The following is a 25815-nucleotide window of genomic DNA, read 5'->3' as shown; positions in this document are numbered from 1 at the left end:
GTCCCAGTCCGGCGACGACGCCGCGGCCGACGCCGGCGGCGACCGTTCCGACGCCGGCGGCGACACGGCCCAGCATTGTCGCGCCGGCCAGCAGGACGGTGGTCGTCACCTGCGGGATGAGCTGGAGCGCGTTCCCGACGGGGGCGGGCAGCGACGGCAGCGTGAGCCAGCCCAGCGACAGTCCGCCACCGACATCGATGTCGGCCGCGCGGAACAACACGAGCCCGACGTAGCCGAGCCCGCCCAGCACGACGAGGCCGAACAGCTTCGGCACGAGGGAGAGCCAGCCGAGGTTGGGGTCTACGTCACCGGTGTCGTCGTCCGGGGGCGGGACGGGCGTCTCGGTCGGTGTCGGCGTCGCTGTCGGGGTTTCGGTGGCCGGACTGCCCGTGTCGGTGGGCTGGCTCCCGGCGGGGTTCGTGGCGTCCGACCCGACCGTATCAGGACCCGACGGCTGGAGCTCCACGTCCAGCGCGGCGGGGAACAATGCGGTCCCGAACACCACAGCGCCGGCACAGAGGAGGGCGAGGGCGGCGCGGATGAGACTGGAAGGCACTGTTACACAGTTCTTGCCAACGAATATAAAATATTGTCATTACTTCGACGCTCGCCGACCGACCACCAGAACTATTTTCATTCACTGACAGCTAGATTCTACACGCCCTATGGGGAGAGATACCCACCTCAACCGACGGATCCTGCTGACGCTCGCGCTCCTGCTGGTCGTCGACCTCGCGGTGGTCGCGACGGCCGCGTACCTCCTGACGCCGTGGCTCGCCCCCCTCCGCGACGCCGTCGCCGGGACGTTGCCCTTCGGCGCGCTGTCGGCCCAGGCCGCGTGGTGGCTGGCCATCCTGCTGCCGGCGCTGTCGCTGTTCGTCTGGGGGCAGCTCCGGTACACCCGCGCGCGAACACTCAACAAAGTCGACGCACGGGAAGTGTCCCAACGGGAGTATCCCGACCTGAGCGAACGCGTCCACCGGCTCGCACAGCTCGCCGACATGCGGCCCCCGACGATCGCGGTCGCGGACTCCGCGGTCCCCAACAGCTTCGCCGTCGGCACCATCAACAGCGCCACGCTGGTCGTCAGCGACGGCCTGCTGGAGACGCTCTCCGGCGACGAACTCGACGCCGTGCTGGCCCACGAGCTCATGCACATCAAGAACCGCGACGCGACGGTGATGACCCTCGCCAGCTTCCTGCCGGCGCTGACTAACGGCGAACACGGACTACTGGACGACACGCTCCCCGGGAAGCGCGGGAGCAAACTCGTCGTCGGTGCGCTCGCCCTGTGTGGTGCGTACGTCCTGAGCGCCCGGTTCCTGGCCGCACCGGTCGGGAGCCTCGCCTTTACCGCCGGGTTCGCCGTGCTTGCCGGCATCACGGTCGTTCTCGGCGGCGTCCTGCTCGGCGTGTTCACCGCACCTGTCGTCGTCCTGAGCCGCTCGCTCTCGAAGTACCGCGAGTACGCGGCCGACCGGAGCGCCGCGCTGTTGACCGGCGACCCGGCCGCGCTGGTCACCGCTCTGGAGACGCTGGACAGCGAGATCGCGGTGACGCCCGAGACGGACAAGCGACAGGCGTACGAGGGCGTTCGTGGGCTCTGTTTCCTCGCCGGCGGCTTCCAGACCGGGACCAGAACCGACCGATTCCACGTCGAGACGCGATCGCACCCGCCGACGGCCGACCGAATCGACCGCCTCCGCTCGATCGAGGTCGGTCGCTGACGGGGCGCCCCATTCCAAACCGTTTATGCCACAACAGGGGTAACCCGGCCGTATGGCAAGAGAGCAGACCGAAGTTCGCGAGCTCGACGAAGGTAGCTACGTGATGATCGAGGACACGCCGTGTAAGATCGACTCCTACAGCACGGCCAAGCCGGGCAAACACGGCAGTGCGAAGGCCCGAATCGACGCCCGGGGCGTCTTCGACGGCAAGAAGCGTTCGCTCTCCCAGCCCGTCGACGCGAAGGTCTGGGTCCCGATCATCGACCGAAAGCAGGGGCAGGTCGTCTCCGTCGACGGCGACGACGCGCAGGTCATGGACCTCGAAACGTACGAGACGTTCACGATGCTGATGCCCGACGATGTCGCGCTCAACCCCGACGACGAGATCGAATACCTCGAATACGAGGACCAGCGCAAGATCACGCGCACGTAACGCCGCATGTTTCCCGGTGCGAACGCCGACCGCGACCGTGCCGACTACGCCGTCGTCGGGGCGCCGCTGGACGTTTCGACTTCGTTTCGGCCCGGGGCGCGTTTCGGTCCGCGCCGGCTCCGCGAGTTCTCCGAGCAGTTCGACGACTACGACCACCACACCGGCCGGCAGTTCACCGACCTGGCCGTCTTCGACTACGGCGACATCGGTCCGACGGCCGACACCGACGAGTATCTGACTTTCCTCGAAGGAACGGTCTCCGACCTCGCAGACGAGAGTGTCGTCCCGCTCCTGATGGGCGGCGAACACACCGTCACCGTCGCCGCCGTCCGCGCGCTCGACCCGGACGTGTTCGTCTGTCTCGACGCCCATCTGGACCTCCGGGAGTCCTATGCCGGCGACACGCTCTCGCACGCGACGGTCACACGCCACGCCCTCTCGGTCGCCGACCGGGCAGTGGTTCTGGGCGCCCGAACCGGCAGCGAAGCCGAGTGGGACCGAGCGACAGCGGCGGACGTGACGGTCGTCCCGCCGGCGGAGGTGCCCGACTGGACGCCGTCGCTCGCGGGCGAGCGGGCCTACCTCTCGGTGGACATCGACGCCGCCGACCCCGGGTTCGCACCCGGCACGGGGACGCCGGAACCGTTCGGGCTCGACCCGCCGACGATGCACGACACCGTTCGGGCGGTCGCGCCACACGCAGTGGGGTTCGACGCCGTCGAGGTCAACGACCGCGACGACGGCCAGGCCGCGACGCTGGCCGCGAAGCTCCTCCGTGCGTTCGTCTTCGCCCACGCGGACGGGCGCGCCGGGGACTGAGTACTGCGCCCCGTTTTAAGACCGCGGGGGTGTATGCCGAGATATGGACCGCCTCTCGTCGTGTTACTTCTGCGGTGTCGCACTGGACGCCTCGCTCTCCGAGTACCCGGTCGTCCCGCGGGCGCTTCGACCCGCTGGCGGCGACGACCGGACCGTCGTGCTCTGTCCGACCTGCCGGCGCAAACTCGCGACGATCCTGGAGCCGGTCGTCGCCGCGGCCGGCGAGAGCGAGGCCAGCGACGGGGTCGCCGGCGACGCCGCGACGCTCCCCAGCGCCGCCGACGACGAGGACCTCACGGGGATGCTCGACGAGTCCGGCATGGAGCCACAGCCGGACCCGATGGAGCTCAGCGACGCCAGCGAGGCCGATACCGACGACACACCGACTCCGGACGGCGACTCGGCCCCCTCGCCCGCCTCCGGCCCCGAACAGCACCCCGACGCCGAAGACGCCAGCGAGCAGCGGCCCGCGACTGCCCCGTCCGGGAACGGGACCGAGAACGGAGACGGCACGTCCGACCCGGACCGAGCCGCCTCGACAGCAGACGGCGAGTCCGACCGCTCCGAGGACGACGATGACCCGGACGAGCAGGCCGACGACAGCCAGGGGCTCACTCGTCTGGAGTACAACAAGGTGATGCGCCTCCTCCAGAACCGCGAACTCCCGGTCGATCGGGCGGAGATCCAGGCCGTCGCGGTCAACGCCTACGAGATCCAGCCCGACGAGTTCGACACAATCGTCGACGCCGCCATCGAGCGGGACCTGATCGCCGAGCGCGAGGGGCAACTCGTCGCACCGGAGTAGCAAGGTCTACGAGCGGGGCGGGACAACGCCCGGCTATGGAGACAGGCGACATCGCCGCGCGACTCGACGAGCGACTGGCTATCGAGGACTACGCCGACATCGACGCGAGCCCGAACGGGCTCCAGGTCGGCCCCGACGACCGCGCGGTCGACCACGTCGCAGTAGCGGTCGACGCAGCCGCCGAGACCATCGAACGGGCCAGCGAGGCCGGCGCGGACCTGCTGGTCACCCACCACGGCATCGTCTGGGGGAGCGTCGAGCGGGTCACCGGCCGGACCTACGACCGGGTCGCGCCGCTGATCGGGAACGACCTGGCGCTGTACGTCGCCCACCTCCCGCTAGACGGCCACCAGGACCTCGGGAACGCGGCCGGCCTCGCGGACCTGCTGGAACTGACCGACCGCCGTCCGTTCGGCTCGATGGGGCCGGAGTACATCGGCCAGGCCGGGACGCTCGCCGATCCGCGTCCCGTCGAAGAGATCACGGGGACGCTGGAGTCGTCGCTTGACACGGGCGGCCAGCCGGTCCAGCTCCTCGATTTCGGCCCCGACCGCGTCGAGGAGGTCGCTATCGTCACGGGCAGCGGCGTCGACTGGCTCGACGAGGCCGTCGAGACGGGCGCGGACCTCTTGATAACGGGCGAGGGCAAACAGCAGGCCTACCACGAGGCCCGCGAGGCGGGGCTCAACGTCGCGCTCGCGGGTCACTACGCCACCGAGACCTTCGGCGTCCGGTCGCTCGCCGCCCGGATCGAGGAGTGGGGACCGACGACGACGTTCGTCGACTGCCCGACCGGGCTGTAGGGAGTGGCGCCGATGTCCGCGCCGGAGTACGACGCCATCGCGACCGACGAAGACCTGCTCGCCTGGTCCCGGGAGTACTGTCGGCAGGTCCGTCGGGAGCGCGGTGTCGACGTGCGGTTCGACCTGGTCGACTGGGAGATATCGACGCGGGCCAAGCGCCGGGCGGCCGCGGTCAAACGGCCCCGGCTTCCCGACGCGACCGTCGGGACGCCCTACGACTGGGACCACGTGTCCGGGAGCGACGGGCGGCCGCTGCCGTGTACGGTGTCGCTGACGCGGGCGGCCTTCGAGGCGTTCGACCGGAGCGAGTGGGCGGCGACGCTGCGCCACGAACTGATCCACGTCGAGCAGTACCAGCACGCGGGTACGACCGGCCACGGGCCGGCGTTCCGCGAGCGGGCCGCCGACCTCGACACCGACGTGCACTGTCCGGCCTTCGCGGACCCGAAGTACGTCCTGACCTGCGGGGACTGTGACGGCCTCGTCGCTCGCCGATACCGGGACTGTAAGCTCGTCCGCGAACGCGAACAGTATCGCTCGGACTGCTGTGGGGCCGCGCTCGTCCTCGCTCGTGGCCCGGACTGACCGCCAGCCTGCTCCGGGTGGCCTTTTACCCCGCGGGCGCCAACGACGGCGTATGCTTGAGGGAGTCAACGTCGTCCTCGGGGTCTCGGGCTCCATCGCGGCCGTGAAGACGGTCGAACTCGCCCACGAACTCCGCCGGGAGGGCGCGAACGTTCGGGCCGTGATGACCGACAGCGCGCGGGGGATCGTCCACCCCTGGGCACTGGAGTTCGCCACCGACCACGACGTGGTCACCGAGATCACGGGCTCGGTGGAACACGTCGAACTCTGCGGTCGGGAGGGGTGGGGCGACGTGCTCGTGCTCGCGCCGGCGACCGCCAACACGGTCGGGAAAGTCGCCGCGGCCGTCGACGACACGCCGGTGACGACGTGTGCGACGACGGCGCTCGGGGCGGGCCTGCCGGTCGTCGTCGCGCCGGCGATGCACGAACCCATGTACGACCACCCCGGCGTGCTGGACGCGATCGACCGGGTGCAGTCCTGGGGCGTCGAGTTCGTCGACCCTCGCGTCGAGGAAGGGAAAGCGAAGATCGCCACCGAGGCGGCGATCGTCACGGGCGTCGCCCGCGCGGCCGCCGACCGACCGCTGGACGGCGAGCACGTCGTCGTCACGGCCGGCGCGACGACCGAGTCGGTCGACCCGCTGCGCACCCTCTCGAACCGCGCGTCGGGCCGGACCGGCCGCGCGGTGGCGCGGGCCTGCTACGTCCGTGGTGCCGAGGTCACCCTCGTTCAGAACGGTCCCGAAGTCCCCTACGCGACCGTCGAGCGCGTCGAGAGCGCGGCCGAGATGACCGCCGCCGTCGCCGATCTTGCGGAAGATGCCGACGCCGTGGTCTCCGCGGCCGCGATCTCGGACTACACCGTCGAGACCGCCCCGGAGAAGATCAGCAGCGGCCAGACGGACCTGACGCTGGAACTGACACCGACGCCGAAGCTCATCGACACGGTTCGGGCGGACCACCCGTCGCTCCCGATCGTCGGGTTCAAGGTCGAGACCGAGGGCGACGACGACCGACTCGTCGAGCGTGCCCGGGCGCTGCGTGACCGGGTCGATCTCGCCTTCGTCGTCGCCAACGACGCGAGCGTGATGGGGGCCACGGAGACCCGTGCGCTGCTGGTCGACGCGGACAGCGCAGCCGAGTACGTCGGCGACAAGACCGGACTCGGACTGCGGGTCGCGGACGAACTGGCCGCCGTCCTCGGATAATCGTCCGACGGATTGCGAAATAGTTTTGCGTGTCCCGTTGTTCGAGAGGGGTAACGACAGTAGCGCTCGTCAGACACACAAAATCAGGATTTTCAAGGAACTATCGTGACCGTATCTGACGCACGCCGTCTGCTGGTCCCGGTCGCCGACTCCGAGACCGTCCGGAACACCGTCGCGTACGCGGTCGAACAGGCGCAGGCGGCCGCGGACGAGGGACGGTCGGTCGAACTCCACTTCGTCGTCGTCGCCAGCACGCGGGCACTCGATCCCGACGCCCCGACGGAACTGGGGGAGGCGACCGAACTGCTAGACCGAGTCGATGTCTGGATCGAGGAGGACCTCGGCACCGAGCCACCGGGCTGGCTCACCATCACCGAGGAGGTGCTGGGCGCCGACCGGTACCTCTTCAGTCCGGGCGACTACGCCGACACTCTCGTCGAGTACGGGGCCGAACACGGTATCGACACAGTCGTCCTCGACCCGGAGTACCGGCCCGGCGGAGCGGCACCGATGTTGCGCCCGCTGGAGGTCGAACTCTCCCGCGGCGAGTTCGAGATCGAACGCGCACCGGTCGAGCGGCGTGCCCAGCAGACCGTCCTCGCCAGAGCGGCGTCGCTCCCGAAGTACCTGACGCTGTTTGGGGCGTCGTACGTGTTCTACATGCTCCTGAGCGCGTACACGCCCTTCGATTTCTTCACCGGGGCGGTCACCGCGACGCTGGTGACGCTTCTGCTCGCCCCGATCACGTTCAGCCAGCAGCCGTCCGTGACGCGACTCCCGGTCCAACTCGCCCGGCTTCTGCTGTACATCCCCTATCTCCTCTGGGAGATCGCGCTCGCGAACTTCCAGATCGCCTACGTCGTCCTCCACCCGTCGCTCCCGATCGACCCGGAGATCGTCGAACTCCGAGCCGCGGTCTGGGGTGACGCCGCGGTGACGACGCTGGCCAACAGCATCACGCTCACACCGGGGACACTCACCGTCAGCGTCTCCGACCGCGCGTTCGACATCCACTCGCTGACCGGCGGTTCCCGGGAGGACCTGTTCGACGGCGGCCTCGAACGGGCCGTCCGGTTCGTCTTCTACGGCCGGGAGGCGGCCGCGATCCCGTCGCCGCGTGAGCGGGGCGACGGCGGCCGGCCGGACGGCCAATCCACCGACGAGGAGGTGGCCGGCGATGACTGACATCGGGACGGTCTTCGTGGTGCTCGCCGGCGCGTTCGTCGTCTTCGCCGGGGTCGCGCTGTACCGGGTCTTCGCCGGCCCGACGACCCACGATCGGGTCATCGCCGTCAACGTGGCCGGGACCAACACCGTCATCGCTATCTCGCTAGTCGCGGCGGCGCTCGACGAACCGGTGTTCCTGGACGTGGCGCTGGTCTACGCCCTGTTGAACTTCCTGCTCTCGATCGCGTTCTCGAAGTTCAACGTCGAACAGGGGGGTGTGCTGTGACGCCGATCGAGTGGGCGGCCGTCGCGCTGGGCGTCCTCGGGGCCTTCTTCGGCCTCGTAGCCGCGCTCGGGATCGTTCGCCTCCCGGATGTCTACACCCGCGCACATGCGGCCTCCAAGAGCGACACCCTGGGGGCGGTCCTCTCGATCGGCGCCGTCGCCATCGTCCTCCAGACCGACCTCTCGACGATCAAGGCCGTCTTCCTGCTCGTGTTCATGTTCCTGACGAACCCGACGGCGGCCCACGCGATCGCCCGGGCGGCACAGGACCAGGGGATCGAGCCCTGGACGGCAGACGACGGGGAGGGAGAGCCATGACGCCGACCGCCGTCGAGATCGCCCTGATCGGGTTCGTCCTCGCGTGTGCGGTCGGGACCGCGATGCTCAAGGACGTGCTGGCCGCCGTGATGGCGTTTGCGGCCTACAGCCTCGGCATCTCGATCATCTGGCTCGTCCTGCAGGCCCCCGACGTGGGTCTGACCGAGGCGGCCGTCGGCGCCGGGATCATGACGATCCTCTTCCTGCTCGCGCTCGCCAACACAGTCCGGCCCGACGAGGACCGCCTGCTCGAACCCGTCGGGCTCCGGACGCTGCTGGGCGTCGGGGTCTTCGTCGTCGTGATGGCCGCGACGGTGCCGGCGCTGCCGGCCATCGGCGATCCGAGCGCGCCGGTGGCGGGCGGCGAGGTGACCCAGTACTACATCGAGAACGCCTACGACCAGACCGGGGTCAAAAACGCCGTGACGGCCGTCCTGGCCGCGTACCGCGGGTTCGACACGCTCGGCGAGGCCGTCGTCGTCTTCGTCGCCGGTATCGCCGCGCTGTCGGTCCTCAGACAGGAGGTGTTCGCATGAGCGTCGACAACGAACCCGGGCTGTACGTCGAGAGTACGATCATCATGACCACCGTCCGCGTGGTCGCGCCGTTCGTGCTGACGTTCGCGCTGTTCGTGATGTTCCACGGCGCGGACTCGCCGGGCGGCGGCTTCCAGGGCGGTGTCATCGCCGGCTCAGTGGTGATGATGCTCGCGTTCGCCTACGGGATCGAGTCGGTCCGTAACTGGGTGGACATTCGGATCGTCGTCGCGCTCGCGTCAGGCGGGATCCTCACGTTCGCGACGATCGGGCTGGGCTCGATCGCGCTGGGCGGGACCTTCCTGGAGTACACCGAGTACCTCTTCATCACGAAGAAAGCCAGCAAGTACGGCATCGAACTGGTCGAACTGGGGATCGGCGCCATCGTCGCCAGCGTGGCGATCGGCCTCTTTTTCCTGCTGGCCGCGGGCTTTGGCCACGTCGCCGACCAGCCACGGGAGGGCGAGCGATGATCGGCCCGCTCCAGGTCGACCTGCTGACGAGCCACTACAATTACTACGCGGTGATGTTGCTGCTGGGCATCGGGCTGTACATGCTCGTCGAGTCGAGCAACCTCGTCAAGAAGGTCATCGGCATGAACATCTTCCAGACGGGGATCTTCCTGTTTTTCATCACGCTGGCCTACCGAGCGGGCGCGAGCCCGCCGGTGGTCCAGGAGGGCGCCGGCCCGTACGTCAGCCCGCTGCCCCACGTCCTCATCCTGACGGCCATCGTCGTCGGCGTGAGCCTCACCGCAGTGGCGCTGGCGCTGATAATTCGCATCTACTCCGAGTACGGTACGCTGGACGAAGACACGCTGAAACAGCTCTACTATGATTGAACACGTTCCTGCGCTGTTGGTCGTCCTGCCCATCGTCGGCGGCGCCGTCCCGCTGGTCGCCAGTCTGCTCTCGGACCGGGCCGGCTGGCCGGTCGCCGCGGTCACGCTCACCGCACACGCCGCGCTGGCGGTGTGGTTGGCCGTGACCGTCGTCACCGAGGGGACCGTCAGCTACGTCGTCGGCGGCTTCGTCGCCCCCTACGGGATCGAACTCGTCGTCGACGGGCTCTCGGCGTCGGTCGTCCTCCTCGTCAGTCTCGTCGCGCTGGGTCTGCTCGCGTACGCACGCCGCGCCGGCCCCCACGCGAACACCTTCTACAGCCAGTATCTCCTGCTGGTGACCGGCCTCACCGGGATGACCGTCACCGGCGACGCGTTCAACCTCTACGTATTTCTGGAGATCACCGGACTGGCCGCCTACGGCCTTGTCGCCAGCGGACGGGAGGCCAGCGCCGCCGTCGCGGCGCTGAAGTACCTCATCATCGGGACCGTCGGGGCCTCGCTGTACCTGCTTGGCGTCGGCTACGCGCTTGCCGCGACGGGGACGCTGAACATGGCCGACCTCGCGGACAAACTCGCGGCGGTCGGTTACGACTCGACGCTCGTCGTGACCGCCTTCGGGCTGATGATCGGCGGGCTGGTCGTGAAGGTGGCGCTGTTCCCGCTGCACACCTGGCAGCCCGACGCCTACGACAACGCGCCCGACACCGTGAGCGCGCTCATCTCGGCGCTCGTCTCGACGGTGTCGGCTTACGCGCTCGCCCGGGTCATGTTCTCGGTCTTCACCGTCGAGTTCCTGACCGCGGTCCCGGCCGCCCGCTGGACGCTCGTGGGGCTGGCGTCGGTGAGCATCGTCGCCGGCAGCGCCCTGGCCGTCTCCCAGGACAGCGTCCAGCGGATGCTCGCGTACTCCTCGGTGTCCCAGTTCGGCCTCGTCGTCGCCGGGTTCGCCATCGCTACTCCCACGGCGGTCGTCGGCGCGACGGTCCACCTGCTGGGTCACGCGGTGATGAAAGGCGGGCTGTTCGCCGCGACGGGCGTCATCGAGCGTGACACCGGCGCGTCGGCGGTCAACGGCTACGCCGGGATGGCCGAGCGGTCGCCGATCGGTGCCGGCGGGTTCGCCGTCCTGGCGCTGGCGATGGTGGGCGTCCCGCCGGCGGTCGGCTTCGTCGGCAAGTGGTACATCGTCGTCGGCGCCGTCGAGGCCGGTATCTGGCCGGTCGTCGTCGTCCTGCTGGCGAGTACGTTGCTGACGCTCGCGTACTTCGCCCGCCTGGTCGAGCGGCTCTACTTCGCCGAACCGACCATCCAGGAGGAACAGGCCATCGCCGACGGCGGAAGTGCCGTCTCGCCGGGGATGCTCGCCGTCGTCGTCGTCACCGCCGTCCTCGCGGTGGCGCTGACCGCACTGGTGCCGACGCTCGAACAGACGCTGATCGACACGCTCCCGCCGCTACTGAACCCATGACCGACATTACATCACTCAGACCACTGCTCGCAGTGCTCGTCTCGGCGGTCGCCATCCCGGTGATCCTCTCGCTGAAGCGCCGCCCGAACGTCCGCGAGGGCGTCACGATCACCGTCGCGCTGACGAAGTTCGCCATCGTCGCGAGCATGGTCCCGGCCGTCCTGGCCGGCGACCGGTTCACGTTCACGATCGGCCAGTTCGGTCCCGGCATCACGCTCGCGTTGCGGGTCGACGCGCTCGCGATCCTCTTCGGACTGCTGGCGAGTCTGCTGTGGATCGTCACCAGTTTCTACAGCATCGGCTACATGCGCGGGCTGGCCGAACACGCACAGACGCGCTACTTCGCCTCCTTCGCGGCGAGCCTGGCCTCCGCGATCGGTGTCGCGTTCGCGGCGAACCTCGTGACGCTGTTCGTCTTCTACGAACTACTGACGGTCTCGACGTACCCGCTGGTGACCCACGACGAGACCGACGAGGCTCGACGCGCCGGCCGGAAGTACCTCGCGTACACCTTCGGCGGCGGTGTCGCCGTCCTCGGGGGATCGATCCTCGTCTTCTTCCTGACGGGGACGACGGCGTTCACGCCCGGCGGTATCGAGGCGCTGGCCGGCGCCGACCCGACGCTGGCTCGCGCCGCGTTCGCGCTGCTGGCGGCCGGATTCGGCGTGAAGGCGGCGCTGATGCCGGCCCACTCCTGGCTGCCCGACGCCATGGTCGCGCCGACGCCGGTGTCGGGGCTGCTCCACGCCGTCGCGGTCGTCAAGAGCGGTGTCTTCGGCGTCGCACGGGTCGTCCTGGACGTGTTCGGCACGGGCCTGATGGCCGACCTCGGTGTCGACCTCCCGCTCGCGGCCGTCGCCGCGTTCACGCTGTTGACCGCGAGCGTCATCGCCCTGCGCCAGGACAACCTCAAGCGCCGGCTGGCGTACTCGACGATCAGTCAACTTTCCTATATCGTGCTGGGACTCGCTTTGCTGGAAGGGGACGCCCTGATCGGCGGCCTGCTCCACATCCCCGCTCACGCCTTCATGAAGCTCACACTCTTCTTCTGTGCGGGTGCGATCCACGTCGAGACGCACACCGACGACATCAGCGACATGGCCGGGATCGGTGCACGGATGCCCCTGACGATGACCGCTTTCGGGGTCGCCGCGGCGGGGATGGCCGGCATCCCGCTGGTCGCCGGCTTCGTCAGCAAGTGGTATCTCGTCATCGGCGCGCTGGACGGCGGTGGGTCGGTCTTCGCGGCCGCACTGCTCGTCTCGGGCGTGCTCAACATCGCGTACTTCTGGCCCATCGTCTACCAGGCGTTCTTCGAATCGCCCGAAGAACACGACGAGAAGCCGCTCATCGAGGCCGCCCTCGGCGGCACCTCCGTCCGCACGGACGGCGGTGACCACCACGCCGACGTGGACGTTCCCAACCCGGAACACGTCGACCACCTCGGCAAGCGCCACGAGGACGTGGAACACCACGGCGGCCCGCCCGCCGGCGGCTGGGACGTTCGGAACTGGCGTGGCGGCGAGAGCACGTGGTTCATGCTGGGGCCGATCCTCACCGCCGCGACGCTGTCGCTCGTGCTCGGGATCGTCCCCAACCAGGCGGTGTTCCTGCGAGTCGTGACGACCGTCGTCGGGAACCTCCCGGGGGTGGTCGCCTGATGGCGACTCCTCTGACGGCTCTCCCGCCGGTCGCACTCTTACTCCCGGTGGCGATCCTGGTCGCGCTGTTGCCGCGCCGGAGCGGCCACGCGCTGGGCGTGCTGGCGTCGGGCGCAGCGGTCGCCTGGACCTGGGTCGTTCCCGCGGGGGCACACCTCCAGACGACGTTCCTGGGCTTCAAGGCGGTGCTGTTCAACGTCGACGAGTTCTCCCGGCTGATGGGGCTGATCTTCGGGATCATCGGCGTCGCGGCCGTGCTGTACTCTTACGCGAGCGAAGCCGAGGGAATCCAGACAGGCTTCGCGCTCTCGTACGTGGCGACGAGCTACGGCGCCGTCTTCGCCGGCGACTGGCTCACGCTCCTCTTTTTCTGGGAACTGATGGCCGTCACGAGCACGCTGCTCGTGTGGCACTACGGCGGCAAGGCGGTCCGCGCCGGCTTCCGCTACGCGCTGTTGCACGGCATCGGCGGGACGCTCCTGATGGCCGCGATCCTCCAGACCTACGTCGCGAAGGGGACCTTCCTCTTTGGCTCGGTCCCCGGCGGCCCGGAGACGGTCGGGATCACGCCCGGACTCCCCGCGGCGCTGGCCGCCGTCGGGATCGGGGTCAACGTCGGATTCATCGGTCTGCACGCCTGGCTGCCCGACACCTACCCGCGCCCACACATCGCCGCCAGCGTCTTCCTCTGTGTGTTCACGACCAAGACCGGCGTCTACGGGATGTACCGGGCCTTCCCCGCCGGCAACGAGGCCATCGCCTACATGGGCGGCGGGATGGCCGTCTTCGGCGCCACGTTCGCGCTGTTCCAGAACGACATGCGCCGCCTGCTCTCCTACCACATCCAGTCCCAGGTCGGCTACATGGTCGCCGGCGTCGGCATCGGGACGGCGCTGTCCCAGGCCGGCGCCTTCGCCCACGTCTTCAATCACATCCTCTACAAGGGACTGCTGTTCATGACCGCCGGTGTCGTCGTCTACCGCACCGGCCAGGAGAGCCTGAAGAAACTCGGCGGCCTCGCTCGCGAGATGCCGATCACCGCCGCGGCGTTCACTGTGGCGGCGCTCTCGATCGCCGGGTTCCCCGGGTTCAACGGCTTCGTCAGCAAGGGGATCGTCATCGCCGGGAGCCACTACGACTTCGCCAAGGGGCCGCTCCCGGTCGCCGGCTTTGGTACCCTCGAGTGGCTGCTCTACCTCGGTGGCGTCGGCACGTTCATGTCGTTCATCAAGTTCGGCTACTACGCGTTCTTCCACGGCGACTACGACGGCAGCGTCGCAGACGCCAACCGCGGCCAGACCGTCGCGATGCTGTCGGTCGCCGCGCTCTGTGTCGCCTACGGCGTCTTCGACAGCGCCCTGTTCGCGATCCTCCCCTTCGACGTGACCGACGGGAACGTCGTCTCGCACGTCTACACCACCTACACCGTCGACCACATCGTCGAAGGAGTCGCGTTGGCGGTCGCCGGCCTGATCGGCTTTGTCGTCACCAAGCGCCCGCTGAGCCGTCTCGGGCGCGTCCCGGACATCGACTCGCTGTACAACCCTGGTATCTTCTACGCCACCCGGGCGCTGGTGGTCGGCGTGACCGATCTCTACGCCGCCGTCGACCGGGCGGTCGTCCGCGGCACGGTTGCCCTGGGAGATATTGTCAGGGAACCGAACGAAGCCGCCCAGAAACTGTGGAACAATCAGGTTGGACCGGACGAGAGCTCCCATCCACTCCGCGCGGGAATCGGATTCAGCATCCTCGTACTCGTCGTTTTCGTCGCCCTCGCGCTGCTGGCGCTGGGGTAATTCTCAATTCCGATAGTTACTCCTGTACATTTATATACGGTGATACCAATTGTCCCGTAAGCGCGTCGCCGTGAGAGCAGTCGGTAGTGGCCGACTTCTCCTCGTGCGCGTGCCGGACAAGGCGCAACTCATGAAACTCAAACAACTCTTCGACGACGACAATGCGGTGTCCCCGGTCATCGGTGTCATCCTGATGGTCGCGATTACCGTCATCCTCGCCGCAGTGATCGCAACGTTCGTCCTCGGTCTCGGTGACCAGGTCAGCAACACGGCTCCACAGGCCACGTTTAGCTTCGACTACGAGGCTGGCGCAGGCAACGGTAACGGCGATGGGTCGTTGACGGTCGTCCACGACGGCGGTGACTCGATCGTCGCGTCCGAGCTCTTCCTCCGTGGCTCGACTGCGACTGGCACTAACACCTATACTGGCAGCTGGGACCAGGTGAATAATAGCAATAGCGGTTTAGGACAAACTAGTGAAGTTAGAGCCGGGACGAGCGTATCCACTCAGGTCGGCTCCGGCGACACTGTCCGAATCGTCTACCAGTCCAGTGACGGCGGCAACTCTGCGACCCTCGGCCGGTGGACCGGTCCGAACGCATAATTGGGACTGACCCCCGGCGTCGTCATCTGGCCGGGACATCCGTACCGTTATTATCATCGACTCACCATCTACCTTCTACGATGGGAGCCTCGGGACAGGGCAGCGGGGAGGCATATAGATGAGCAACCAGGCGATGCAGATGCGCGACGCTGACGACTCGCTCTCGAAAGGCGAGATCTTCGACGTGCTCCAGAACGAGCGCCGACGGCACACGCTCCAGTACCTCCGGGAGAACCGGGGACCTGTCGACCTCGGCGACCTGGCGTCCCACGTCGCAGCGATGGAGTACGACTGTGAGTCCACCGATGTCTCCAGCGCACAGCGCAAACGAGTGTACACGACACTCCAGCAAACACACCTCCCACGGCTGGACGAGGCAGGAATCGTCGAGTACGACAGCGACGACAACCTCATCTCGACCACTCCACAGACCCAGGAGCTAACGGTGTATCTGGAGATCGTCTCGGCCGGTGAGTTTCCCTGGCGAGAGTACTACCTCTCGCTGAGCGCCGTCAGTCTCGCAGTGGTGACCGTCCTCTGGGTCGGCGTGTATCCGTTCACACTCATCCCGCCGCTGGTCTGGACGACGCTGATTACCGTCGTGTTCGCGCTCTCGGCCGGCTACCACACGTACGCCGGTCGGGAGATGACCCTCAGCGAGTACATGTCGAACCAGCGCGAAAACCGGTAGCGCGGTGTCGACGTAGCTTCGAAGCGCTCTCCAGGTAAATTTCACACTGAACAGTGGGATATAAGTGGGGCCTGTGCATAGCGAGTACTAACACGCTACTTCCGAGCCTGAGAGATGCCTCGATAGGGTGGGGCGGTGCTCGAACAACTGCGTGTGCGCAGGCAACACTATGGATCTGAAACAACTGTTCACCGACGACGACGCGGTGTCGCCGGTCATCGGAGTCATCCTGATGGTCGCGATCACCGTCATCCTGGCGGCGGTCACCGCGTCGTTCGTCCTCGGGTTGGGGGACCAGCAGCAGCGAACGACACCACAGGCGAGCTTCACGTTCGACTTCGAGGAAGATGTCTCGGGCAGCAGCGCCGACGAGGGTGTCTTGGAGATCACTCACGACGGCGGTGACACCCTCTCCGGGGCGAGCATCTACCTCCGCGGGAGCGGTTGGGTCGACACGTCGTCCAGTTGGAGCGCCCCGGCAACTAACTCGGTCGACATCGACGACACCAACGCGGACGACGACTGGGACACCGCCGTCGGTGGGCAGACCGAAATCGCGGCGGGGAACTCGATCAACGCCGGCGTCACGGACGCGTACAACGTCCGCGTCGTCTACGAACCCCCGGAGGGAGACACGTCCGCGACGCTCGGGCGGGATTCCGGTCCCGAAGCGAACTGACCTCGATCCGTCTTTCACCGCGTTCGTGCAGTCGCACCGATCATCGAGGCGCGGTGCTGTCGATCGGCGGACGCCAGCACTGACTGGCTGTGTCAGTGGTTCGGAACGAGTGTGAAGGGGAGCGCCGCTCGCCGACCACGCTGTATAACTGCGATACTGACTGTCTCACCCGGCCAATTATCACCGATGAAAACCGGACTTCGACTGCACCGCCCTCGTGCCGCAGTATTTCGCTGGCTGTGCCGGAATCTCGTGCCGGTCAGCACCGTCTTGATTCGGGTTCAGGCTGTTCTTGACCCGCTAAAACGTAATACGGGTATAAGACGGTCCCTCGCATTGCCCTGAGACAGCACACCGACGCGAAGCCGGCGCCTGTCCCGTCCTATCGGAACAGTGCCGCTCGCAGACGACACAGCCGGTGTGTCCACCAACAATGGATCTGAAACAACTGTTCAACGACGACGACGCGGTCTCACCGGTCATCGGGGTCATCCTGATGGTCGCGATCACGGTCATCCTGGCGGCAGTCATCGCCTCGTTCGTGCTTGGACTGGGCGACCAGACACAGAGCGCGACGCCGCAGGCGAGTTTCTCGTTCGACTACGACACCGGCAGCCCGAACTCACTGAGTGTCACCCACGACGGTGGTGACACCATCCAGGCGAGTGAACTGTACGTGCGTGGGCAGGTCGCCTCGGGGACGAATGTCGACGCGGCTTGGAGTGACCTCAGTAGTATCACTGAAGTGAGTGCCGGGCAGGGTATTACCATCGACGGAACTTCGGGTTCAGTTGGTTCGGCTCCCGACGGCACCTACGACATCCGGATCGTCTACGAAGCGGCCGAAGGTGACAGTTCCGCGACCCTCGGGCAGGACTCCGGGCCGAACGCGTAACTGACTGCCGCTTCTCGTATTTTTCAATCGGAGAGCGACAGCGCCGCGATGGGTTTATTTCCGTCCTCGTAATGGAGTGTAACGATGGACGCCACGCGTGGGGTCGTCGTCGCCGTCGGGGCACTCGTCGTGGTCACGGCGCTCGTCTCCGGGCCGTTGGTCCCCGGTCTCTCGCTGACGAACGCACAGCAACCGGCCTACGGCGAGGGCACCGCCACCGTCGCCAGCGTCGAGTTCCCCGAGCGGGCGACGATCGAGCGGGGCGGGTTCGGCTCCGAGAGCGACTATCTGGTCGTTCCGCCGGCGACGGTCCGGTTCGGGACGTTCGACGGCGCGCCGGTGCTCACCTACAAGATCGAAATTCCTGCGCTGAACTACTCCCGCGGGACGACCCATTTCCTGTCCCCCGACACGGGCACTCGGTACGAAGCCACGCTCCGGTCCGACTCTCTGGCGGAGCTTCCGGACGAGCGGACAGCGTTCGACGCGCGGCTGTCGGTCTGGATCGAAGACACTGATGGTCGCTCACGCGTCGCTACACAGAACACGACTGTCGAGGTCGTCGAATGAGCAGTATCGAGTTTTCCCAGGCTCGGCAGGCCGGCTCCGAAGCCGAGCACTCGGCCCGGACACGGCTCACGACCGCGCTGTTCGGCGACAGGATCGGACTGACGATCTTTCTGGCATCGCTCTGTCTGTTCGTGCTCGGCTGGCGGACTGCGATCTTCATTACCGATACCTACACGCTCGCCAACGGGCTCCACGCCGTCTCCCAGGGCGCTCTCGGATACACCGAGCCCGCCTACGGCGGGAGCCTCGATACCCCCGGCGCCACTGCATCCGACGGCCGGACGATCGCCCGGAACTACGGCGCGATCGTCCTCTCGCTGCCCTTTCTGGCGCTGATCGAAGGGGTCGGTGCCGTCGCCTCGCTGCGGATCGGGATCGCCGCACTGTGGGCGCTCCTCGCGCTCGGCGCCGTCGCACAGGGGGGTACACTGCTCGACCGTCCGCGTCTCGTCGTCGGCGGCAGCGTCCTCGTCCTCGGTGTGTTCGGCGTGAACGTCCTCCTCGCGACACCGGTCGACGATGGGGCGACAGAGCTCTACGCCCTCCAACTGTTCCACCTGACGGTCGCCGCGTTCGGCGCCGTCGTCCTCTATCGCCTCCTCCGTCGCGTCGACGGCCCCCGGATCGCAGTTGCCGGCGCGACGATGTACGTCCTGGGGTCACCCCTGGTGATCTGGGCGACGGTTCCGAAGCGTCACGTCCTCACGGCGACGGTGACGGTCGGGGTCATGTACTGCCTCTACCGGAGTCGGGACGCCGACGGAGACGGGGTTGGCAGTCGCTCGACCGCGTTCCGCGCGTCGGCCTACGCGCTCGTGATGCTCTACGCCTGGGTCCACGCACCCGAGGCACTCCTCCTCTGTGTCGCACTGGCTGCAGTCGACCTTCCGACGGCGGCCGACAACAGCCCCCGGGCGCTGGCGACGATCGCGCTCGCCTCCGCGCTCGCGCTCGTCCCGTTCCTCGTGACGAACACGCTGGTAACCGGGTCGCCAGTGACACCGACCCGGCTACTGAGGAACACCGGGCCAGCCGTGGAGGCGGCAACCGGTTCGTCAGCCCCGAACTCCGGCGATGGTAGCTCTGTGGTGGCTCCGCTGTCGACGGCACTGCGGCCCTTCACCCTCCTCGGCGGCGAACTGCTCCTCGGGTTCAGGACGGCCCTCTCCCGGCCCGGCGACGTGTTCCTGACGTTCGTCCGGTCCGGGAGCGCGCCCGCGACGCTGAACAACGACAACACCGAGGCGGTCAACCTCGCCGTGCTGGAGTCGGCTCCGCTGCTCGCTGCGACCGTCGGCCTCCTTCCGGCGGTCTGGCGCCGCCGGGACGAACTGACACGCCCGAAGCGTGTCCTCCCGGCGACGCGAGTCGTCGACAGCTACGTCGTCCTGGTCGCGCTGGGCGTCTGCGGGCTCTATCTCTCCCGGCTTCCGCTGCACGCACAGGTGACGGTCCGGTATCTGTTCGTCCTGTATCCGCTGGGGATCTACCTCCTCCTCCGTGTGCCGTCCGTCCGCGAGACGCTCTCACGGCACGCCCGGCCGTTCGCCTGGGCGCTCGCCGCGACGCTGCTGATCGGCGGGCAACTGATCGTGGCCGTCGTCGCGCTCTCGGTCAACGGGATCGGGGAAGCGTTCCAGTTCCACGCGCTGCTCGCGCTGGGGACGGCCGCCCCGCTCGGAGCCTGGGCACTGCTCGAACGGAGCGACGGGTGGATCGGCCGTGCCGGGGCCGGCCTGCTCGGTGTTACCACCGGCGTCACCTCGATCTTCGTCTGGCTGACCGTCCTCGAATACTACGCGCTCGGGAACAGCCACGCGCTCCCGATCGTTCGTTTCGTCGGGCAACTGCTGGAACTGTTCTGACCCGCTGACGGAGAACTTTTGTACGGCCTCGGAGTACCGTCGACATGGACAAGCTGAAAGCGTCGTTGCTTGAGGCACCGATCATCGAGAAGGACGGCTACCACTACTTCGTCCACCCGATCAGCGACGGCGTGCCGATGTTGCGCCCCGAACTCCTCCGGGAGATAGTCATCAAGATCATCCGCAAAGCCGAGATCGACGGCGTCGACAAGATCGTCACGCCCGCCGCCATGGGTATCCACCTCTCGACCGCGGTCTCGCTGATGACCGACATCCCCCTCGTGGTCGTCCGCAAGCGACAGTACGGCCTCGACGGCGAAGTGTCGCTCTCGCAGGTCACCGGCTACTCCGAGAGCGAGATGTACGTCAACGACGTGTACGAGGGCGACCGCGTCCTCGTGCTCGACGACGTGCTCTCGACGGGCGGCACGCTCGCGGCGCTGACCGGCGCGCTGGAGGACATCGGCGCCGACATCTGCGATGTCGTCTGCGTCATCAAGAAAGAGGACGGGCCGAACAAACTCGACGAGGCCGGCTACGACGCCAAGACGCTCATCAACGTCACCGTCGAGGACGGCGAAGTCGTCGTCGTCGACGAGAACGGCGACGGCTGAGCGGGCGGCCGACCGCTCAACAGCTGTACCACGGTTCGATACCGTCGGCCGACACCCTGATCCCGACATCCTGTCCCGGACAGTCCAAGTCGGGACGGGGCTCGTAGGCCCACTCGTTCGAGCGACCGTCCTGCGTGAACGCGACGACCGTCGCCGGCGGCGTGTCGACCCCTTCCGACTCGTCGGCGTGCCCTGCCGGCAGGTCGTAGACCCGACTCATGAGCGCCTCGCCGTCGGCGTCTTCGACCCTGACCGCCAGCGTCACTGGGTCCTCGCTCTCGTTTACCGGGATTATCTCGACGGTGTCTCCTTCACCCTCCGGCCCGCTATCGATGCCCGCACAGCCTGCCACGGCGCCAGCACCCACCGCGGCCAGGAATCCACGCCGCGTGGCCGTCGAGCGACCCGGGTCGGTCGCTGTCGTCTCCATACGCCCGGACACTGTTCCGTCTCACACGTGAGTCTTCTGCCCGCTCGACCGTTGTCCGGTCCGCGCCGCCCTGCTCTCTCGCGTGGTAACAACGACCCGGTGGTGTTCTCGACCGCGTCGCCGCCGCTCAGTGTTCTCTCGTTCGAACGACCCGTTCGGAATTTACTGCTCACGGAATCGTTCGCAGCAAACGTATAGCGGGAGGTAGATTTGAACCGAAGCCAGACGGCCGCTCACTTCGTTCGCTCTGTCTGGCAGGGTTCGAATCTTCTCCATACGAATTCGTCGCTCACGATGTTGTGAGCGACAGAATATAGCGGGAGGTAGATTTGAACTACCGATCTGCGGGTTATGAGCCCGCCGGAATCTCCTGGCTATCCCATCCCGCTACTTCCTCGTAACCGAGGCCCCTCATTAAGGGTTGTGATTCACCTGCCGTCCGTGAGTTCGTGACGCGCTACTCCTCGTGATGGACCTGCCAGGTGAAGATGCTCTCGAAGACGTAGTTGACGAGCATCCCGAGCCCGATCCCGCCTCCCTTGGCGACGAGAATCCAGAGGTCGATCCCGGCGACAGACAGGGGGACGAACAGTAACCGGTAGATGACGACGAAGACGAGAAACTGCGTCGTCGAGCCGCCGGCACGGACGACGTGTGAGCGGAGCAAGCGCCGCGGCAGCGACTCCGGGTCCCCCTCGTCGGCGAAGGTCCAGCGCTCGTTGATCGCGAACATGACCAGGATCGCCGTCTCGATCCCCGCGAGCGTCGCCAGTTCTGGGAGGACGCCGAACACCTCGGTCAGGACGAGCAGGACGGTAGTGTCACACGCTGCGCCGACGACGCCGACCGAGACGAACTGGCCGAACCGCACGCCCGAGACGAGCGACTCGAACCTGTCGGGGACGGCCTGACGGAGACGGTCTTCGGGCGGTGTCATCGGTCGCGTTTGACGAGCGCGGTCGGTTCCTCACGGCGGGCAGCGATCGCCGTGTGGAGCGTGCTATCCCGGAGCTGTTTCGCGCGGTGGCGGGCGGCGAGCAGCGCGCGAAACAGAGCGACCGAGGTCCGAACCGGCGAGACTGTCGAGCCGGGTTTGTCCTCCCACTCGATCGGCACCTCCGTCACGCGCTGATCGAGCGCACCCGCCATCGCCACCAGTTCGACATCCCAGGCGAACCCCGGTTCGTAGAGGTGGGCACGCACGCGCTCCCAGGCGTCGGCGTCGATCGCTTTCGCACCGCACTGGTAGTCGTACAGCCGGACGCTGAGCAGCTGGCCGGCCAGCCAGGCGAACCCGTCACCGAGGAACCGGCGGGCGCGGGTCTGGTGGCTGGCGACGGTCGCGTCCGGGTGACGCCGCGACCCGACGGAGAGGTCCGCCGACCCGTCCAGTACGGGATCGACGACTGCCTGGAGCGACTCGACCGGCGTCGAGCCGTCGGCGTCGGCGAACACGAGGATGTCGGTCTCCAGCCGCTCGAAGCCGGCGGTGATCGCCGCGCCTTTCCCGCGGCGGTAGGGGACCGATTCGACGCGGGCGGGGAGGTCTGCGAGCCGTTCCGGGACGCCGCGTTTCGGAGCGTCGAGTTCGACCAGGATCGTCGTCGGCGAGAGCGTGTCGTCGATCGCCTGGACGTAGCGCCGGAGCTGGGCTACGTCGGGCCGGTAGGCGGGGACGACGACACCGACGGTCGGCGACATTGTGGTATCGTGCGATTCGGGTGAGTAAAAACGGTTCGGAGCGCACCTCGGCCTCGTGCAAAAGACGTATACTCCCGGGTCGCGGCCACACCACTGATGGAGTTTGCGCTCGTCGCCACGTGGCTCGCCCTGTATCTCCTCTTGCTCTATGCGGGGGCGACGGCCGCGACGGCCCTGTTCCCGCGCTTTGCCGACGAGGGGACCGCGTTCGGCGTTCCGGTCGCGCTCTCGGTCCTGTGGCTCGTCGTCTACGTCGTCGGCCGGCTCTCCCTGACGGTGGGCGTCTGGCTCGGACTCGCCGTCCTGCTCGCGGTGACCGTCGCCGCGACCTACCGCGGGTGGGCCGTCGACGGTCGGACCTACGCGGAGGTGGCCGCTGTCTTCTCGCTCGCGTTCCTGTTCGTCGTCTGGATCCGGGCCGTCGATCCCGGGATCGTCCCCATCGGGGGCGAGAAGTTCCTCGACTTCGGACTCCTGCAGTCGCTCCTGCGGGCCGAGACGATCCCGCCCGAAGACATGTGGTTCGCGGGCGAACCGGTCGCGTACTACTACGGCGGTCACCTCCTGGCCGCGACGCTCGCCCGGCTGACCGGCACCGCCGGCGAGTACGCCTACAACCTCGCGCTGGCCGGGTTCTACGCCACGCTCGTGACCGCTGCCTACGGGCTCGCCGGGGCAGTCGCCGCCGACCGCGACCTCCCGCGCCGACTCTCGGCCGGCCTCGCTGCGTTCTTCGTCGGGTTCGCCAGCAACCTCTCGACGCCGGCGAAGTTCCTCGTCTGGCTCTTGCCCGGCTCGCTCTCCGGGCCGCTCGTGGACGCGGCGGGGGGCGAACTCGGCGGGCTTGCGGCCGGCCCGGCGTCGTTCAGTTACTGGGACGCGAGCCGCGTGATCCAGGACGACCCGGCCGACTTCGCGGCATACGAACCCGCGATCGCGCCCGTCATCGACGAGTTTCCGCTGTTCTCCTGGCTCAACGGCGACCTCCACGCCCACATGATGAGCACGGGCTTTCTCCTGCTTGCGGCCGCGCTGTGTTTCAGCTACTACCAGACTCCGGCCGCCGAACGCCGCCGTCGGCTCGCGCTCCTGTTCGGCGCGCTCCCGGCGGTCGGCGGCATCGTCGCGGTGACGAACACCTGGTCGTTCCCGTCGGTGGCCGGCCTCACGATGCTGACCGTCGCCGTCGCGCCGGCACCGCCGACGACGTTGCTGCCCGAGCGGTACGCCCGACAGGCCCGTGTCGACGGCGTCGGAGGCGAACTCGTCCGTATCGGCGCGGCACTGGCGGTCGCAGTGCTCGTCCTCGCGTTCGGGCTACTCTGGTCGCTCCCGTTCTGGCTCGGCCCGGCCAGCGGTCGCGAACTGGCGATCCTGCCCGACCGGAGTTCGCTCGTGGAACTGCTTGCGGTTCACGGCCCGTTCGTGCTCCCGTTCGGGCTGTACCTGTTCGCCCGCGTCGCGGGGACGCTGTCGGACGCCCGGTCGCGGCTGGCGGCGGCCGCTGCCGCCGTCGGCGTCGTCGCCGGCGCGGCGGCCCTCGACATCGCTGCCGTCGGCCTGATCGGCCCACTGCTCGTGGGCGCCTGGCTGCTGGCCCGCGGGCCGACGCTCTCCGAGCGGTTCGACGGCGTCCCCGCGCTGGCCGACGGCGGGGACCGCCCCGTCGGCTTTGAAGCCGTGCTGATCCTGGCTGGGGCGGGCCTCGTCCTGCTCGTCGAGTTCGTCTTCGTCCGGGAGAACATCGGCCGGATGAACACCGTGTTCAAGACCTACATGCAGGTGTGGATCCTCTGGGGGGTCGCCGTCGGCCCCGTGTTGTGCTGGCTCCTGGTCCGCTGGCGACCCGCGTGGCCGTCTTCGGCCCGGGCACGAACCGGCGCTGCCATCGGCGTGCGAGCGTTCGTCGCGCTGCTGGTCGTCTCCACCTCGCTGTACGGCGCGTTCGCGCTGTCGAACCACGCCGACCGGGCCGGCGAGCTGACGCTGAACGGGCGGGCGTACGTCGACGACGCCCACCCCCAGGAGGCGGCGGCGATCCGCTGGCTGGACGACCGGGAGGGCCAGCCGACCATCGTCACCGCCGCCCCGGCGGGCTACCAGTGGGCACCGGCCGACGGGAAGGGCGCCAGCGCGCCGGCGAGCCTGACCGGCCTCCCGACGGTCGCGGGGTGGTACCACGAAGCGCAGTACCGGAACAACACGGTCTATCAGCAGCGGGTCAGCGATGTCGAGACGATCTACACGGGCAACCGGAGCGCACAGCAACGGCTCGTCTCGAAGTACAATGTCACGTACGTCTACGTCGGGCCGGCCGAGCGCAACCGCTACGGAACGGTGACTATCGGGGAACTCCCGGGTGCGACGGTGGCGAAAGAAACCGGCGGCGTGACGATCTATCGCGTCGACCAGGACCGTTAGCTCTCGGCGCTGGGCGGTGCCTTCTCGCGGATGACGGTGACTGCTTCGGCGTCGATGTCCTCGGTATCTAGGTGCATCGGGATGTAGTCCTGCTTCTTGAACGTCTCCTCCTCGTGGGCCTTGCCCACCGTACACCACAGCTGGGGGCGGTCGGGACCGTGCCACTCGCCCTGTCGAGCGACGGCGAACACCTCGTACTCCTCGTCGTCGTACTCGATGCGGCCGCCCTTCCGGAAGCCGGCGTCCCCGTGGACGATGAGTTTCTTCATGCCTGGCCCTTTGTAAACGGCGTACTTAGTGACTTCGAAGGAGCCCCCGGCGCCGTCTACCTGGCACGGGCGCCGGGCCGATCGGAGGGGCTTTACGTGGGGAGGCGAGAGCACCACGTGGACGGCACGGTCCGACAGCACCTTTCAGCCCACGTGTCAAAACGTGGGTCACCGCTGCCCGACCTACCCCGTCTCTCTAACACACCTGAGCGGCTGCCCTGTGCAGCGGAAAGCGGGAATAGACCACGTGATGGCTCCCCGATCCGGGACGGGGAAGCTCGAACCGTCGGGGTTTTAAGCGGGCATATCGAACCGGTCTGTAAGGTCGATATCTATGGAGATGCCGCGACGCTTCAACACGTACTGTCCGCATTGTCACGCACACAACGAGCACGAGGTCGAGAAGGTCCGCTCCGGTCGCTCGTCGGGGATGAAGAAGGTCAACGACCGCCAGCGCAAGCGGCGTGGGACCGGTATCGGGAACAAAGGTAAGTTCTCGAAGGTCCCCGGTGGGGACAAGCCCACGAAGAAGACCGACCTCAAGTACATCTGTTCGGACTGTGGCAACGCCCACCTCCGCGAGGGATGGCGTGCCGGCCGACTGGAGTTCCAGGAGTAA

At 67.7% G+C, this 25815-nt stretch carries 29 protein-coding genes and 1 tRNA gene; 25 read left to right on the top strand and 5 right to left on the bottom strand.

Going from position 1 to position 25815, the window contains the following annotated elements:
- Positions 1-665: 665 nt before the first annotated feature.
- The 23 genes from P1L40_RS03385 (at position 666) to hpt (ending at position 20375) form a co-directional block, all read left to right on the top strand.
- Positions 666-1727 carry a M48 family metalloprotease gene (locus tag P1L40_RS03385; RefSeq protein ID WP_284009902.1) on the top strand — a complete coding sequence of 354 codons (1062 nt, stop codon included), beginning with the start codon at positions 666-668 and terminating at the stop codon, positions 1725-1727.
- Positions 1728-1779: 52 nt separating this feature from the next.
- On the top strand, positions 1780-2160 hold the full coding sequence (locus tag P1L40_RS03380; protein WP_284009901.1) for a translation initiation factor IF-5A: 381 nt from the start codon (positions 1780-1782) through the stop codon (positions 2158-2160).
- A gap of 6 nt (positions 2161-2166) precedes the next feature.
- Positions 2167-2979, top strand: a complete 813-nt coding sequence (gene speB / locus P1L40_RS03375; protein WP_284009900.1) for an agmatinase — start codon at positions 2167-2169, stop codon at positions 2977-2979.
- 43 nt (positions 2980-3022) lie between these two features.
- Positions 3023-3784 (top strand): RodZ family helix-turn-helix domain-containing protein, encoded by a 762-nt coding sequence (locus tag P1L40_RS03370; protein ID WP_284009899.1) that lies wholly within the window; start codon positions 3023-3025, stop codon positions 3782-3784.
- A 35-nt stretch (positions 3785-3819) separates the two neighbouring features.
- On the top strand, positions 3820-4587 hold the full coding sequence (locus tag P1L40_RS03365) for a Nif3-like dinuclear metal center hexameric protein (RefSeq protein WP_284009898.1): 768 nt from the start codon (positions 3820-3822) through the stop codon (positions 4585-4587).
- Between the two features lie 12 nt (positions 4588-4599).
- The gene (locus P1L40_RS03360; protein ID WP_284009897.1) at positions 4600-5172 is read left to right on the top strand and encodes a SprT-like domain-containing protein; all 573 of its coding nucleotides are present in this window, start codon (positions 4600-4602) and stop codon (positions 5170-5172) included.
- A gap of 52 nt (positions 5173-5224) precedes the next feature.
- A complete protein-coding gene (gene coaBC / locus P1L40_RS03355) occupies positions 5225-6382 on the top strand; it encodes a bifunctional phosphopantothenoylcysteine decarboxylase/phosphopantothenate--cysteine ligase CoaBC (RefSeq protein WP_284009896.1) in 1158 nt (385 codons plus the stop codon).
- Positions 6383-6487: 105 nt separating this feature from the next.
- Entirely contained in the window at positions 6488-7567 is a 1080-nt protein-coding gene (locus tag P1L40_RS03350; RefSeq protein WP_284009895.1) for a monovalent cation/H+ antiporter subunit E, read from the top strand.
- On the top strand, positions 7560-7835 hold the full coding sequence (locus tag P1L40_RS03345; RefSeq protein ID WP_284009894.1) for a cation:proton antiporter: 276 nt from the start codon (positions 7560-7562) through the stop codon (positions 7833-7835). The genes P1L40_RS03350 and P1L40_RS03345 overlap by 8 nt, the downstream gene beginning before the upstream one ends.
- Entirely contained in the window at positions 7832-8152 is a 321-nt protein-coding gene (mnhG, locus tag P1L40_RS03340) for a monovalent cation/H(+) antiporter subunit G (RefSeq protein WP_284009893.1), read from the top strand. The genes P1L40_RS03345 and mnhG overlap by 4 nt, the downstream gene beginning before the upstream one ends.
- Positions 8149-8688, top strand: coding sequence for a DUF4040 domain-containing protein (locus P1L40_RS03335; protein ID WP_284009892.1), 540 nt, complete (start codon positions 8149-8151; stop codon positions 8686-8688). Before mnhG ends, P1L40_RS03335 begins: the two co-directional genes overlap by 4 nt.
- Positions 8685-9161 carry a Na(+)/H(+) antiporter subunit B gene (locus P1L40_RS03330; RefSeq protein WP_284009891.1) on the top strand — a complete coding sequence of 159 codons (477 nt, stop codon included), beginning with the start codon at positions 8685-8687 and terminating at the stop codon, positions 9159-9161. Before P1L40_RS03335 ends, P1L40_RS03330 begins: the two co-directional genes overlap by 4 nt.
- Positions 9158-9529, top strand: a complete 372-nt coding sequence (locus P1L40_RS03325) for a cation:proton antiporter subunit C (protein WP_284009890.1) — start codon at positions 9158-9160, stop codon at positions 9527-9529. Before P1L40_RS03330 ends, P1L40_RS03325 begins: the two co-directional genes overlap by 4 nt.
- Positions 9522-11000: a monovalent cation/H+ antiporter subunit D family protein gene (locus P1L40_RS03320; protein WP_284009889.1), complete on the top strand. Its 1479-nt coding sequence runs from the start codon at positions 9522-9524 to the stop codon at positions 10998-11000. The genes P1L40_RS03325 and P1L40_RS03320 overlap by 8 nt, the downstream gene beginning before the upstream one ends.
- A complete protein-coding gene (locus tag P1L40_RS03315; RefSeq protein ID WP_284009888.1) occupies positions 10997-12661 on the top strand; it encodes a cation:proton antiporter in 1665 nt (554 codons plus the stop codon). The genes P1L40_RS03320 and P1L40_RS03315 overlap by 4 nt, the downstream gene beginning before the upstream one ends.
- Positions 12661-14457 (top strand): Na(+)/H(+) antiporter subunit D, encoded by a 1797-nt coding sequence (locus tag P1L40_RS03310; protein WP_284009887.1) that lies wholly within the window; start codon positions 12661-12663, stop codon positions 14455-14457. The genes P1L40_RS03315 and P1L40_RS03310 overlap by 1 nt, the downstream gene beginning before the upstream one ends.
- A gap of 103 nt (positions 14458-14560) precedes the next feature.
- On the top strand, positions 14561-15061 hold the full coding sequence (locus P1L40_RS03305; RefSeq protein ID WP_336402178.1) for a type IV pilin N-terminal domain-containing protein: 501 nt from the start codon (positions 14561-14563) through the stop codon (positions 15059-15061).
- A 118-nt stretch (positions 15062-15179) separates the two neighbouring features.
- Entirely contained in the window at positions 15180-15752 is a 573-nt protein-coding gene (locus P1L40_RS03300; RefSeq protein ID WP_284009886.1) for a DUF7344 domain-containing protein, read from the top strand.
- A 169-nt stretch (positions 15753-15921) separates the two neighbouring features.
- Positions 15922-16431, top strand: coding sequence for a type IV pilin domain-containing protein (locus P1L40_RS03295; RefSeq protein WP_284009885.1), 510 nt, complete (start codon positions 15922-15924; stop codon positions 16429-16431).
- A gap of 433 nt (positions 16432-16864) precedes the next feature.
- A complete protein-coding gene (locus tag P1L40_RS03290; RefSeq protein WP_284009884.1) occupies positions 16865-17326 on the top strand; it encodes a type IV pilin domain-containing protein in 462 nt (153 codons plus the stop codon).
- An 84-nt stretch (positions 17327-17410) separates the two neighbouring features.
- The gene (locus tag P1L40_RS03285) at positions 17411-17896 is read left to right on the top strand and encodes a hypothetical protein (RefSeq protein WP_284009883.1); all 486 of its coding nucleotides are present in this window, start codon (positions 17411-17413) and stop codon (positions 17894-17896) included.
- Entirely contained in the window at positions 17893-19761 is a 1869-nt protein-coding gene (locus P1L40_RS03280) for a hypothetical protein (RefSeq protein ID WP_284009882.1), read from the top strand. Before P1L40_RS03285 ends, P1L40_RS03280 begins: the two co-directional genes overlap by 4 nt.
- Before the next feature lie 44 nt (positions 19762-19805).
- Positions 19806-20375, top strand: coding sequence for a hypoxanthine/guanine phosphoribosyltransferase (gene hpt / locus P1L40_RS03275; RefSeq protein ID WP_284009881.1), 570 nt, complete (start codon positions 19806-19808; stop codon positions 20373-20375).
- Between the two features lie 16 nt (positions 20376-20391).
- Here hpt and P1L40_RS03270 read toward each other — a convergent pair whose 3' ends face one another.
- From P1L40_RS03270 to P1L40_RS03255, 4 genes are all read right to left on the bottom strand, one after another.
- Positions 20392-20805 carry a hypothetical protein gene (locus tag P1L40_RS03270; protein WP_284009880.1) on the bottom strand — a complete coding sequence of 138 codons (414 nt, stop codon included), beginning with the start codon at positions 20803-20805 and terminating at the stop codon, positions 20392-20394.
- Positions 20806-21119: 314 nt separating this feature from the next.
- Positions 21120-21194 (bottom strand) — tRNA-Met (locus P1L40_RS03265).
- A gap of 68 nt (positions 21195-21262) precedes the next feature.
- Positions 21263-21742 carry a GtrA family protein gene (locus tag P1L40_RS03260; RefSeq protein WP_284009879.1) on the bottom strand — a complete coding sequence of 160 codons (480 nt, stop codon included), beginning with the start codon at positions 21740-21742 and terminating at the stop codon, positions 21263-21265.
- The gene (locus P1L40_RS03255; protein WP_284009878.1) at positions 21739-22506 is read right to left on the bottom strand and encodes a glycosyltransferase; all 768 of its coding nucleotides are present in this window, start codon (positions 22504-22506) and stop codon (positions 21739-21741) included. Before P1L40_RS03255 ends, P1L40_RS03260 begins: the two co-directional genes overlap by 4 nt.
- A 96-nt stretch (positions 22507-22602) precedes the next feature.
- Between P1L40_RS03255 and P1L40_RS03250 the strand changes: the two genes are divergently transcribed.
- On the top strand, positions 22603-24927 hold the full coding sequence (locus P1L40_RS03250; RefSeq protein ID WP_284009877.1) for a DUF2298 domain-containing protein: 2325 nt from the start codon (positions 22603-22605) through the stop codon (positions 24925-24927).
- On the opposite strand, the gene P1L40_RS03245 is transcribed toward P1L40_RS03250, so the two are convergent.
- The gene (locus P1L40_RS03245; RefSeq protein WP_284009876.1) at positions 24924-25196 is read right to left on the bottom strand and encodes an HAH_0734 family protein; all 273 of its coding nucleotides are present in this window, start codon (positions 25194-25196) and stop codon (positions 24924-24926) included. The genes P1L40_RS03250 and P1L40_RS03245 overlap by 4 nt on opposite strands.
- A gap of 334 nt (positions 25197-25530) precedes the next feature.
- Here P1L40_RS03245 and P1L40_RS03240 point away from each other — a divergent pair, with 334 nt between their 5' ends.
- Positions 25531-25815, top strand: coding sequence for a 50S ribosomal protein L44e (locus P1L40_RS03240; RefSeq protein WP_284009875.1), 285 nt, complete (start codon positions 25531-25533; stop codon positions 25813-25815).

It is taken from the genome of Haloarcula pelagica (assembly GCF_030127105.1).
GTDB lineage: Archaea > Halobacteriota > Halobacteria > Halobacteriales > Haloarculaceae > Haloarcula > Haloarcula pelagica.
The sequence above is the reverse complement of the archived record's forward strand: the minus strand, read 5'-3'. Positions and strand labels throughout refer to the sequence as shown.